The organism is Nonomuraea ceibae, from assembly GCF_019396325.1.
Taxonomy (GTDB): Bacteria; Actinomycetota; Actinomycetes; order Streptosporangiales; family Streptosporangiaceae; genus Nonomuraea; species Nonomuraea ceibae.
The window spans coordinates 23,873-35,613 of record NZ_JAHKRO010000093.1 but is presented as its reverse complement, the minus strand read 5'-3'; the positions used below and the strand labels follow the sequence as shown (position 1 = coordinate 35,613).

13 protein-coding genes and 1 pseudogene are annotated in these 11,741 nt (G+C 66.8%); 6 read left to right on the top strand and 8 right to left on the bottom strand.

Features of this window, described 5'->3' with window-relative positions:
• Positions 1-292: 292 nt before the first annotated feature.
• Complete coding sequence (locus KME80_RS37540) at positions 293-568, bottom strand: hypothetical protein (RefSeq protein WP_219512632.1); 276 nt, start codon at positions 566-568, stop codon at positions 293-295.
• A gap of 733 nt (positions 569-1,301) precedes the next feature.
• On the opposite strand from KME80_RS37540, the gene KME80_RS37535 reads away from it, so the two are divergent.
• The 4 genes from KME80_RS37535 (at position 1,302) to KME80_RS37520 (ending at position 4,598) form a co-directional block, all read left to right on the top strand.
• A complete protein-coding gene (locus KME80_RS37535) occupies positions 1,302-1,667 on the top strand; it encodes a DUF5713 family protein (protein ID WP_219512630.1) in 366 nt (121 codons plus the stop codon).
• A 608-nt stretch (positions 1,668-2,275) separates the two neighbouring features.
• A complete protein-coding gene (locus tag KME80_RS37530) occupies positions 2,276-2,752 on the top strand; it encodes a hypothetical protein (RefSeq protein ID WP_219512624.1) in 477 nt (158 codons plus the stop codon).
• Between the two features lie 572 nt (positions 2,753-3,324).
• A complete protein-coding gene (locus KME80_RS37525) occupies positions 3,325-3,915 on the top strand; it encodes a hypothetical protein (RefSeq protein ID WP_219512614.1) in 591 nt (196 codons plus the stop codon).
• 284 nt (positions 3,916-4,199) lie between these two features.
• Positions 4,200-4,598 carry an SCO4402 family protein gene (locus KME80_RS37520; protein ID WP_219512612.1) on the top strand — a complete coding sequence of 133 codons (399 nt, stop codon included), beginning with the start codon at positions 4,200-4,202 and terminating at the stop codon, positions 4,596-4,598.
• A gap of 173 nt (positions 4,599-4,771) precedes the next feature.
• Here KME80_RS37520 and KME80_RS37515 read toward each other — a convergent pair whose 3' ends face one another.
• The 5 genes and pseudogenes from KME80_RS37515 to KME80_RS51045 all read right to left on the bottom strand — a co-directional run.
• Positions 4,772-5,392 carry an SMI1/KNR4 family protein gene (locus KME80_RS37515; RefSeq protein WP_219512611.1) on the bottom strand — a complete coding sequence of 207 codons (621 nt, stop codon included), beginning with the start codon at positions 5,390-5,392 and terminating at the stop codon, positions 4,772-4,774.
• Entirely contained in the window at positions 5,389-5,928 is a 540-nt protein-coding gene (locus tag KME80_RS37510) for a hypothetical protein (protein ID WP_219512608.1), read from the bottom strand. Before KME80_RS37510 ends, KME80_RS37515 begins: the two co-directional genes overlap by 4 nt.
• An 86-nt stretch (positions 5,929-6,014) precedes the next feature.
• The gene (locus KME80_RS37505) at positions 6,015-6,434 is read right to left on the bottom strand and encodes a hypothetical protein (RefSeq protein ID WP_219512606.1); all 420 of its coding nucleotides are present in this window, start codon (positions 6,432-6,434) and stop codon (positions 6,015-6,017) included.
• 160 nt (positions 6,435-6,594) lie between these two features.
• The gene (locus KME80_RS51050) at positions 6,595-7,389 is read right to left on the bottom strand and encodes a class I SAM-dependent methyltransferase (RefSeq protein ID WP_246646414.1); all 795 of its coding nucleotides are present in this window, start codon (positions 7,387-7,389) and stop codon (positions 6,595-6,597) included.
• A gap of 12 nt (positions 7,390-7,401) precedes the next feature.
• Positions 7,402-8,631 (bottom strand): annotated as a pseudogene (locus KME80_RS51045) (aminotransferase class V-fold PLP-dependent enzyme); the annotation flags it as partial.
• A 185-nt stretch (positions 8,632-8,816) separates the two neighbouring features.
• Here KME80_RS51045 and KME80_RS37495 point away from each other — a divergent pair.
• A complete protein-coding gene (locus tag KME80_RS37495) occupies positions 8,817-9,947 on the top strand; it encodes a helix-turn-helix domain-containing protein (RefSeq protein WP_219512599.1) in 1,131 nt (376 codons plus the stop codon).
• 9 nt (positions 9,948-9,956) lie between these two features.
• On the opposite strand, the gene KME80_RS37490 is transcribed toward KME80_RS37495, so the two are convergent.
• On the bottom strand, positions 9,957-10,349 hold the full coding sequence (locus KME80_RS37490; protein WP_219512596.1) for a DUF6578 domain-containing protein: 393 nt from the start codon (positions 10,347-10,349) through the stop codon (positions 9,957-9,959).
• Between the two features lie 188 nt (positions 10,350-10,537).
• Positions 10,538-10,900: a hypothetical protein gene (locus KME80_RS53405; RefSeq protein WP_372455417.1), complete on the bottom strand. Its 363-nt coding sequence runs from the start codon at positions 10,898-10,900 to the stop codon at positions 10,538-10,540.
• A 69-nt stretch (positions 10,901-10,969) separates the two neighbouring features.
• Here KME80_RS53405 and KME80_RS37485 point away from each other — a divergent pair, with 69 nt between their 5' ends.
• Positions 10,970-11,707: a phosphotransferase gene (locus KME80_RS37485; protein ID WP_308126093.1), complete on the top strand. Its 738-nt coding sequence runs from the start codon at positions 10,970-10,972 to the stop codon at positions 11,705-11,707.
• Positions 11,708-11,741 lie beyond the last annotated feature (34 nt).

The window sequence follows — 11,741 nt, the reverse complement described above, 5'->3', positions numbered from 1 at the left end:
ATCGAGGGCTGGTACAACCTGCACCGCCTGCACAGCAGCCTGGGCTACCGTAGCCCCGCCGACTACGAGGCAGTCGCAGCGGCCTGACCACCACAACGATGGTGTCCGTCGGAGCGGAGCAAGCTCAAGGTGTTGCCCGTGTGACGAAGGTCATGGAAGTGGAAGCCGCTGAGCTTGGCCTTCTTGAGCGCCGCCGCCCATGCGCGGGTGAAGTTCGCGCGTCGGAGCCCTGCGCCCCCACACCGCATGCGCCGAACGCGCCGACCGAACGCCGCACCGCCGCGTGACCAGGTCAGTCGTCTACATCGAGCAGCCCGGATGCCTCCGGGAACGCCTTCAGAAACTCGCGAAACTCAGGCTCAGACTCCGACTCCGCCCTCTCGCGGATCAGCGCGATCAATCTGAGTCGATCCTCGGCCGGCAGCTGACTGAACCTGTGGCTCATCCACTCCAACTGCTCCAGCGCGTCATCAGGATCGACAACCGAGTCATCCGCCGATTCCAGGAACCACGCCAGATCCACAACCAGCCCGGCCAGATTTCGGACCAGCGTCTCGTCTCCGTGCATCAGGTGATCATCTCCGAGAATGCGTTGCCGGACAATACGCCTCCGGCGGGGGCGCAACCGCGCTCCGGCTCCGGGATGATCGCCGCGCTACTGGGCGGGGGCCGTAGGTGGCTGAGGTGGAAGCCTGATCATCCCGCCCGTCATCGATTCGGGACAAGCCGAGCAGACCAGGGCCAGGCGGCAAGGTCGTTCGTCCAGTGGGGCGCTCCGCCTTGACCCCCTGGCCCTGGCCCGCCTCCCCTGCGGGCAGGTCGACGGCAGACGGGGTGATCAGGCGGGCATGGTGCGCGCGTCATGTGAGAGACGCCAGGTCGCAGGCTGATCGCCGTACAGTTAGACAGGGTGACGAGGGGGCAACCACGGTCACTCGCGACCCGGTTTCAGCCCAGCTCAGAGCCCTCGCGTGCGGTGATCCGTGCAGTTCCCAAGCTGACGGCGCGGGTTCGATTCCCGCCACCCGCTCTCAACTGCTTCGTCTTCGCTTGTCAGGCGCTTCGCGCCTCATGCTGCTCAGGCTGTGTTTCATGGGGCTGCGCCCCTGGTCGAGGGGCTGCCGCCCCTCGAGCTCCCCGGGCCGTTGACCGGTCGCCTGGGGTCATTTCGTATGGGCCCGTTGGATAGGTGTCCGGCAACCGCATGGCCATCCGGCCTGCGCACTCCACGTCGCCATCGTGCTGTGGATCGATGAGGAAGCCCTCGTTGTCGGTGGTGTGGTGCAGTATCAGCACACCGAATGACGGCGAGACAGGAGATCAAGGTGCCGCCCACCAACCAGCAGATAGCCGGCCACGCCTTTCTCAAGGGCATGTACCAGGACGGCTACTACCCCGACCACGTCGTTGACAAGGGCAGAGGGATCCTGCTGCGGTTGTGCGAGCGCATCGAGGCCGATGGGCCATCGGATCTCGCGGCACTGTACGCACTTACCCATGCGGCGACAGAGGAGTTCAACGAACTGGAGGCGGAATTCGAGGCGGCTGACAGCGAGATCGAGACCGTGGCTCGCGAGGTGATCGCCGAGGACTTCTGCTTTGTGGCGACGGCCTACGGCTTTTCGGACGCGGACGTAGAAGAGTTGATCGCGACCCGCGATTGGTGACGCAGCAGCCCCCGGCCAGGGGCGCATTCAGGAGTGGACACCGAGGCCCCACAGTGGAGGTCGAGCGCGTCGGACCAGTGCCGGCCGCGAAGGCCGCGTAGAGGACGACGCTGTTCTAGAGCGGATAAGAGCCTCCAGCTCGTGAAGGTCGCCGGGCAGCACCAATTTCACAACGAGCGCAGGTCGCCCTCCGCCGTTGAACACGCTTGGCAGCGGCCCAAGGACTGGTGCGGTCTTGCTGACGCTGAAGGGTGTCGGGCACTCAGGCGTTCGACGACATGTTGAAGCTTGGTAAGTCGAGTGGCTTCGCAACCGGGGCGGGCAGGCCAGAGGCCCAGCGTCGATAACTGAGCAGTTCTCCTCAGCTTCCACGCGGTCTGGGACAGCCCGTCCAGGCCGAGCGCTCTGTTCTGCCGAGCCGGGTGGGGGCGCCTTCACAAAGGATCCCTTTGCCATGCTCCCGCTCGAGAAGCCGAGCAGACCAGGGCAACGGCAGACGGGATGATCAGTCGGGGCGGGTGCGCGCGGTGCGCGGGCGATGCTTCCGTTCCCAAACCGTGTCATGAGAAGCTGCGCTGATGATCCGAACCGGGACGTAGGAGTCGATAGTGCGCAGGAGGTCGCAGCAGGCGCCGCCACCCAGCGACGCTGAGACTGCCGAGTACATGCGAAGCCTGGCTGAGCTGTTCGTGGAGCACACACGCGAGGACGGATACTCCTTCGATTGGGACCCGGCGTTCATTCACCACCTCGACAACTACTGCACCGAGTTCGCCGCCTCGAAGCCGCCTCCTGAGGTGATCCACAGCGTGATCACGAGTGCGGGGGCGTATCTGGGCGAGATGATCGTCCGAAATAGCGACTGGAAATGGGTGTACTGCACGGATGAGAACGCCGCAGCCGTGGAGAGCCTTGAGGAACTTCGGGGCTATCCGCATAACAAGGTCGCTAGGCGGATCCACAACGGGAGCGAGCATGACCTTGAGGCGTTCTTCAAGTACGCCATGACAGGTGAGGTGCCACGCGGCACAACCGCCCGAGTCATCAAGCCTTCATGGTGGCAACGACTGAGTTCGAGAGCCTGATCGTCGTGCCATTAGCGTGCCATTAAGGGCGGCAACGAGAAGTCAACGACGGTCGCTCACGACCGGCCTCAGCCTTAGGTCAATGCCCTACGAGGCGTGATCTGTGCAATTCCCATGCTGGCAGCGTGGGTTCGAATCCCGTCACCCGCCCTCTGTTGCGTCGCGTTCGTGGTCTGGACTGTGGACACGTCTATGGAAATCCTCTGGGCTGATGTTCTTGTGGCATCAACTACTTTGCGCCCGCACGACACGGCGAATAGTTCTTGTAGGTATCAAGGCGGCGGCGCGGCGCGCTGTCGTACCCCGCACCTCAGCCCGCCCGCCATCCGGGCGTACAGCCTGGGGGTCGGTCCTGAACGGCAGCGGGACATTGGGCCGGGCACCGCACGCCAGCCCCGTCGTACCAACCGAACGCACCGGCCGGGGTTGCGGTGCCACCGCACCCATATACCCGGCGCGGTCGCAGCACGTACTCGGGGCCGATCCCGGATCCACCCAGCATTCCTCACCGCAGCTCACTGGAGAAGCTGAAAGGGTGTTTCTCCCCTGGCAGCTTCCGCGACAATCATCACGTGATCGATCATTACCGCAATCTCTTCAATCAGCAGCAGTGGTTCGAAAGCGGACTCTGCTGGACCGTGGTGCAACCCCTCGACGAAGAGATCACAGTGGACGACCTCCTGTGGAGGCTGAACGGAGGTCGTGACCCCGAGGAACGCATCATGGCATACCCCCGAGAGGAGGCCGGCGAAGAATTCCTGCCCGTGCTTTTCGTCTACGAGGGTGAAGGAGCCTGGGGTTTCCTCGAGTTCTCCCACGGCTTCGCCACGCCCGACCACGTCCTCACCGAACTCAGTAGGAAATCACGTGTGTGGATGACGACCTGGCACTTCAACGGGGGATACACGATCCTCTACGCGGCCGACGGAAAGATCAGAGCGCGGATGCGCAACTTCGTCTTCGCCGAGCACATCATCGAGGAGGGCGATCCGAGTATCCTGGCCGAATTCCGCGCCATGCTCGACCGCCTCGACCCGGAGGATTACCGCGGCAAGCTCAGCGCGGCATTCGCGTTCATCGAGGCGTCCACCGGCATGGGTATCGAAGCCGAGTGGCTGGATGTGGAAGAGGCGCCCGTCATCGTCCTCGACAACTGGGAATGAGGTCTGAACCGCAGTGTTCGACCCCAGCACTGGTAAACGTCAAAGCCACGCCTCCGGCGGGGACGCTCCAGCTCCGGGATGATCGCCACGCGTCACGCCGGGCTCGTAGGCGGCTGAGGTGGACGCCTGAGCATCCGCCTACCAGGAGCCACCTGAGACGCCATCAAAGGTAGCTTCCATGCCTTGAACAGCACTAGTCGAGTGTGATCTCCGGGCCCCTCGCCGCCGACCAGCACGCCATCATGGACGGGGACATTGACAAGTCCCAAGTAGCTTGGGGTCCCGTGGAGGAAAAACATCCGCAGGAAACGCGGGTTCGGTGGCCAGAGCGACGTGAAGACGTGCTCGATGCACTACGAGCCTTAGGCGACCGCGACTACCAGAACCAGCAATGGCGATCCGAGAAGGGGTGGCCGGATCTCACTGCTGCCGTGCACTGGCTCATCGACGACACCTTCATCGACCAATACGGCGCACGAGCATTGATCCCTCACCTTTTCGTTGATCAGCGAGAAGCCGACCTCGTCCAAATGGTGGTCGAGGCCCTCTTACGCGTCCTCGATGACCTCGGCCCTACCGCTCCAGACAACGCATATCTCGATCATCCTGAGTGGATCAACGTTCTGGACTCGGCCGGCGTCGCCTACCTTGCCTTGTCCTCCGGAAAGCCACGGTCGGGATGAAGCTTGCGCGAGAGACGCCAGGTCGTGGGCTGATTGCCGGGCCAGTAGCGGGCTAATTGGAGAGCGGCGGGGTCGACCTCGGTCACTCAGGATCAGGACTCCACCCAGCTCGCCGCCCAAGCGACGGTCTCCAGAGCTGGGCCCCGTGCTCGCGTACCAAGCCAACCAGTGAGTCATCGGGACATGTGACGGCGCGCCCAGGTGCCGGGCTTCCTGCCCTTCACCCATACAGGCGGTGACCACCTGCACGGATCCTCCTCCGCTTCTCCGGTGATGCTCACCACTATTTCTGCACCATCTTGCGGCAAGACCTCGAAGTAGCCGTCATAGAACGGTTCGGCGAATTCGCGGCCGATCGACTCCGTGAGCCACGAAGCGAAGGTGATGTTCTGAGGGAAGAGTGCGTGATCCAGGCAACACAGATTGGGATCCCATCCCCACATCGCGCCCTCGGGATCGCGGCAATCCAGCAGTGACGCGATTGCACACCCCCAGTCCAACAACTGGATCATTCCTGCGCGTCGTCCGTACGGCTCGGTTCTAAACGCCAAGGCCGATTCAGTTATATCCGCGAAGATATCGCTTTTCCAGAAGTCGTAGCCTCGTACACCGATGATGCCACCGCGAGGACCGAAACCTCCGTTCCCCACCTCCAGATACAACCGCCGTAGCAGCGAAGGAAGCGGGTATCCGATGGCCTCTTCAGCCTCAGCGACCGCCTGGGGCGAGGCCACCGCCAGTACATCGGGCCCAGGGGCTGACCGTACCGCTTCGAAGATCTCATCTTCGGTCATGATCTGCTCCGTGCGAGCTCCGAGGAGAGGCGGACCTCACTCTCCGACTGAAAGCCAATCCGACAGAACATGTCTCCCTCGACGACCAATCCGTCGGCATTGAGAGCGTTCCCATGCGGGTTGGTCAAGCACGTACCACTGAGCGGGATGGTGCTGCCGGTGAGGTTCACCGACCGAACTGTCGCTTCGTCCAGGCATATCGGCTCGTCGAAGCTGCACTCCCGCAAAAGCAGTGGAGCTCGTACTTCCGCGTAGGCCAACGACAGGTCACCGATCACTCGGGCCCCCGCAAGCCGCAGTATCGCTACCCGGCCAGGATCCGGCTCCACCGCCGCGAGCAGCAACGCGACGATGAGCTCGGCCCGCACCTGCCGCTCTCTGCCCCACTCCGCGCTGCGCTCGGGATCGTCCTTCTCCTGATCCCCCGTCCGCAGATCGAGAAGGTCGCCATGTAAGAACACGTCGCACAGCCGGCGCTCGACCTCCGAAAGCTCTCCCAGGCTCGACTCGGAGGTGAAGGGAAGCCTCTCGTGCATGGGCTTGATTGTCGTCGAATCAGCCGTGACCCGCTTCCCTTTGCCCCGATGCGGACAAGGTCGCAAGCCGCGCGTTCACACGCCCCCTAGCCAGACGGTACGTGGCCCTCGGGCGCCCGATCAGCGGGCTGAGCGGTCTCAGCGATGATGGAGGCCGTTACATAGAAGCCGTCCGGGGCGATCTGCGTCACTCCGTCGAGGCGGACTTTCCGCTCATCCGCAGTGATCACGTGGGCCTCGAAGTGGGAGTACCTGAGATCCTGCGACCAGACCCGTTCGAGCTCCGCGGCGAGCTCCGCCGTCGAACACCCCGGCACCGCCTGGCACGTAGCAGCGATCAGGCTGTTTCTGTCGCCGGTACGGCGAACCGACACCTCGTTGATCAACGGCGACTGCCACAGGTAAGCATCGAAGTCCATCACCATGCCACCCAGGTCATCCCCGGCGCTCGGGAAGGACTCGCTCATCACCGACTGCTTCACCGCGGCGAACTCCGCAAGGTCCATCGACGAAGCGTCCCATCTCCACGTCACGCCGTGATCACCATGCGATCGGCCAGTGTGACCTCGGCGGGGAGCGGACCGTTCGCCGGATCGGATGGCCAGGTCCGATGAGGGGGAAAGGCCACCTCCCCGCGGGAGGTGGCCTTCACACGAAAGGCGGGGCTCAGGCTCGGGCGGTCACCAGGGTCGCCGCGGTCTCCGAGTGGACGCCGGTCTCGTCCGTGCAGTGCGCCAGATTGGCGCGTACGGCGGCCGTGAGGTCGGCGCGGCGCGAGCCGATGTACGGGCTCACCGCGGAGAAGTCGAACAGGCAGCAGATCGCGTCGGGCCCGCCGGCAACGGTGACCGGCAACGTCCATTCACGCAGCTCGACGTCGGCGAAGCCCGCCTCCCTCGCCAGCGTGGCCACCTCGGCTCCGGGCAGGGACCACGGCTCCTGGAAGAGGTCGGCCTTGTCGGGGCCGAGGACCGAGGCCACAGCGTCGTGCAGGGCGCGGAAGAGCGGGTTGCGGTGCAGCGGCTGCCAGGTGGCGATGGCGATCCGCGCGCCGGGGCGGGCGGCCCGTCGCATCTCGGCCAGCGCCGCGCCGCGGTCGGGCACGAACTGCAGGACCTGCTGCATGGTGATCAGGTCGAACGCCTGGTCGGAGACGTGCAGCAAGGTGGCGCCGCATTCCGCGTACTGGATCGGTGCGCCGTCGACGGGAGGGAGTTCGGCGGCGAGGGCGAGCATGGCGGGGTTGAGGTCGGTGCCGACCACGGCGCCGGTAGGGCCGGCCGCCTTGGCCAGCGCCCGGGCGACGGTGCCGGGTCCGGTGCCGACGTCCAGTGCCTTGGTGCCGGGGGCTGGCGCCAGGGCCTCGACCAGGTGCTCCGCCCACGGCTGGAAGATCGACGGGAGCAGGATGTCCTTGTACGGGCGCACCTGGCTGACATCGAATGACGTGTCCGCGGTCATGGTGGTCCGGGACCTCGTGGCCGCTTCCATGGTCTCGGCCAGGATGTCGACCTCGTCGGCGGAGTTGTACAGGTAGAAGGAGGCCCGGATCGCGGCCGGGACGCCGAACCGGCTGCACGCGAGTTGCGCGCAGTGGTTGCCGGACCGGACGGCGATGCCCGCCTCGTCCAGGCTCGTCCGCATACGTTGCAGCGGGATGCCGTCCACCACGAACGAGAGCAGCGGCAGCCGGTCCACGGTGTCGGTCGGGCCGATGAAGCGGACACCGGGCACGTCGCCGAGCCGGTCCAGCGCGTACTCGATGAGGGCCTGGTCGTGGGCGGCGATCGCGTCCATGCCGATCTTGCTCAGGAAGTCGCAGGCGGCGCCGAGGCCGACGGCCTGCGCGACCGGGGGCGTGCCGGCCTCGAACTTGAGCGGGGGAGCGGCGTAGTGCATGGCGTCCACCGCGACGTTCTCGATCATCTCGCCGCCGCCGAGGAAGGGCGGGAGCGCCTCCAGGAGCTCGTACCTGCCCCACAGGGCGCCGATGCCGGTGGGGCCGCACATCTTGTGGCCGGAGAACGTGACGAAGTCGGCGCCCAGCGCGGTGACGTCGATGCCGAGGTGGGGGACCGACTGGGCCGCGTCGACGACCATGAGGGCGCCGACCTCGTGCGCGCGGGCGGCGATGGTGGCGATGGGGTTCACCGTGCCGAGGATGTTCGAGGCGTGGACGACCGAGACGACCTTGGTCCGATCGTTGATCTTCTCGCGCAGGTCGGAAAGGTCCAGCCGGCCGTCGTCGGTGATGCCCAGGTATCTGACCTTCGCGCCCACCCGTTCGGCCAGCAGCCGCCAGGGGATCAGGTTGGAGTGGTGCTCCATCTCGGTCAGGACGATCTCGTCGCCGGGGCCGACGCGGAGCCGCCCGTCCGCCCAGATGACCGCGTTGGCCAGCAGGTTGACGGCCTCGGTCGCGTTCTTGGTGAACACGATCTCCTCGGTTCGCGGGGCCCGTACGAACGCGCCGATCTTGCTTCGGGCGCCTTCGTACAGCTCGGTCGCCCGTACGGCCAGCCGGTACACGCCGCGGTGCACGTTCGCGTTGGCGCGGATGTAGTAGTCGTTCAACGCGTCCAGGACGACGGCGGGTTTCTGCGTGGTGGCGGCGCTGTCGAGGTAAACGGGTGGGCGGGAACCGTCAGGGGCGGTTTCGAAGAACGGGAATTCCTTCCGAATCGACTCGACGTCGATCGCCATCGTGGTCTCCTCCTGCCGAATGGTGTAGCGGCAGTGTCGGCGGAGCCCGACCGGCTGGATCCAACTGGAGTTGCGTCTTCGCGACCCTCCAGAATAGCCGACATTTCAGGCGGGTATGGGCGGCAAAGAGTTGCCGTCATTTCCGGCCATCGAGGGCCTGGAAATTCGTCACCTAATGTGGCGATATGGTCGGCGATTTCTTGGTGGACGGCGCGCGGATCATGGCCAGACGCCGCTCGCGCGGCCTTACCAGGCGAACCCTGGCCGACCTGGTCGGCTGCAGTGAGGAATGGCTCCGGCTGGTCGAGAACGGGGTGAAGCCCCTGGACCGGCTGTCGACCATCATGCGGATCGCCGAAGTGCTCCGCGTCGAGGACCTCTCCGAGCTCGTCGGCGGCCCGACCAAACTCCCACCCGCCCGCGACCCCGGCGAATCCGACGACGTGGGGAACGCGCTGCTGCTGCCGGGCCGGTTCACCGGTGAGGCGGCCGAGAGCGTGCCGCGGGTGCGGCACCACGTGATGGCGGCGTGGGAGATCTGGCAGCGCTCGCCCCGCCGCTACACCGAGACGCGCCGCCGCCTGCCGCCGCTGCTGTCGATGGCCGATCTGTCGGCCAGGAGCGCCACCGGCGCGGACCGGGAAGCCGGTACGGCCGGCCTCACCCAGGTGTACCGGCTGTTCGCGGCGCTGCTGCGAAGCTGCGGCCAGCACGCGCTGGCCCTGGTCGCCGCCGACCGCGCGGTGGCCTCCTCGGGAGGCTCGGCGATCACCCAGGCCGAGGTGGCGGGCGTGCTCGTCTCGCTCGGCCGGTACGCCGACGCGCACTGGTTGTGCCAGGCGGTGATCGGAGACCGGCCCGAGTCGCTGGAAGTCACCGGGCTCTGCTACCTGACGGCCGCGCTCGCCGCTGCCGAGGAGAGCGACGTGCTCCGCACCGAGGAGCTGCTGAACCACGCCCGCAAGATCGGTGACCGGCTGGGCCCGGAGTTCGCGTTGGAGGTGGAGCTGCACCGGGTGGCGGTCTCGGTCCGTACGGGCAGGTACGCGCAGGCGATCCGCCTGGCGGCGGGCGTCGACGTGGACCGCCTCCCCGACAAGGACCGCCAGGCGCGGCACCTGCTGGCCGTGGCGACCGCGCACGCGATGGACGGCGACTCCGGCGCGGCCGTGGCGCTGCTGTGGCGGATCGTCGAGGGCTGCCCGGAGGAGCTGCGGTTCAACGCGGACGCCGGGCCGGTGCTGGCCCGGTTGCGGGCGATGGACTGCGAGTCGACCCGGGGCGAACTGCGGGAGATGACGCGGAGCACCGCTTGACGCGCCAGGTCAGGTGAGCGGATCTTCGTCGGTCGTGAGGGTGACGAGGTAGCCGATGAACTCCCGTTCGCCCTGGTTCGGAGTCCATCCATCGGCGGAGGTCAGCGGCGAAAGGACTCCGTCGACCGGGTAGGAGTAGGCGTCCTTCCCTTCGGCGAGCCGCATGCGGGCGTGGACCGCCGAGATGCCGGCGACCTGGGCTTCGACGCGCATCTGGCTGGCGGACGGCTCGTCATGGTGCTCCTCGCTCCACTCGATCGTGGCGGCGGTCTCCTCGCCGAGGGCCTGGGCCAGCCACGCCTGGTCGGCCGGGACCAGGGTCCACGAGACCGTCGCGCCGACGCTGAACGGCTCGCCGCAGCACTGCATCTGCCAATCGGCGACCCAGACGTTCCATCTCATCCCGTCAGTCTCCCTCGTCGACCAGCCTCATTGCGCTCGGGGACGCGCCGGCTGACGTCGCTCTCTGCGACAGGTTCGCCCGGGCATGGGCCTCCACATCGGGATGCGGATCTCCGGCGAGTATCCGTAAGACGGATTCCGGCGTGGTGGGATCCATGGCCAGGCACCATCGCACGTAGATCGATCGATCACGGGCGAGACGCCGCAGTTCCTCGAGAGGGAGCCATTCCGGCTGCACTGCGGCTTCGCGTACGACGGCGGACCTGTCGTTCGCGAGCAGGCGGAGTTGATCCACCGTGAGGCGGAAGTTCCGCGCCGCACCGGCGCGTACCTGGGGATCGGCGTCGGCAACGAGGGCGGCGAGGACGTCCGGGGCATCGTCGGCGGCAGGATGGCCCGGCAGTGGTCATGGCCCGCAGGGTCTCGGGGGGCGTACTGGGATCGCCTGCGACGCCCGCCCGGACGCCGGCCTTCTTGTCGCGAGCGCGTACGCCGAGGTCAGCCCTGCCGGTGCCGCCGGCTGCCTTCGAGGCGGTGGGCCCTTGGTGCACCGTTCAGTCCTCCCGTACGTGAGCGAAAATTGCGGGATTTACCGGTACCTGGTGACGATAATGGCCGGCGTGACAGAGGTCCGGGTTGTGGTCGCCCATCGTGAGCGGGCGACGTTGCGTGCCGGTGACGTGTTCCTGAAGATCGACGCCGATCAGGCTCGCACCGACGTCGAGGTCGAGGCGATGGGCATGGCGCCGGTGCCCACCCCGGAGGTCCTGTGGCGCAAGCCGCCGGTGCTAGCGCTCGCCGCTCTCCCGGGGCGGGCGCTCGGCCGGCTGGGCGAGCCGTCGACCGCGTCTTCGGCGGCGTGGGCCGCGGCCGGCGCCGCCGTGCGCAAGCTGCATGAGGCGCCGCTGCCGCCGTGGCCCGGCCGGAGCCTCGACGAGGTCGCGTCGCAGCTCGACGTCGAATGCGAGTGGCTCGTGGCGAACGGCGTGCTTCCCGCCGACCTGGTCACGCGGAACCGCGAGGTGGCCGAGGCCGCGCTCCGACCGTGGACGCCGGTGTTCACGCATGGCGATCTGCAGGTCAGTCATGTGTTCGTGGACGGGGATGAGGTCACCGGCGTGATCGACTGGTCCGAGGCCGGCCGGGGGGACGCCCTGTACGACCTCGCCACGCTGACGCTGGGACACGAGGAGCACCTGGACGACGTCGTCGCCGGCTACGAGGCGGACGTCGATCTCGACGTGATCCACGGGTGGTGGTCGCTGCGGAGCCTGCTGGCGATCCGCTGGCTGACCGAGCACGGCTTCGACCCGACCCTGCCAGGCTGCGAGGTCGACGTGCTGCGCGCCCGGATGTGACGCGCCAGATCGCGGCGCCGGTCGCGTCGTCGGC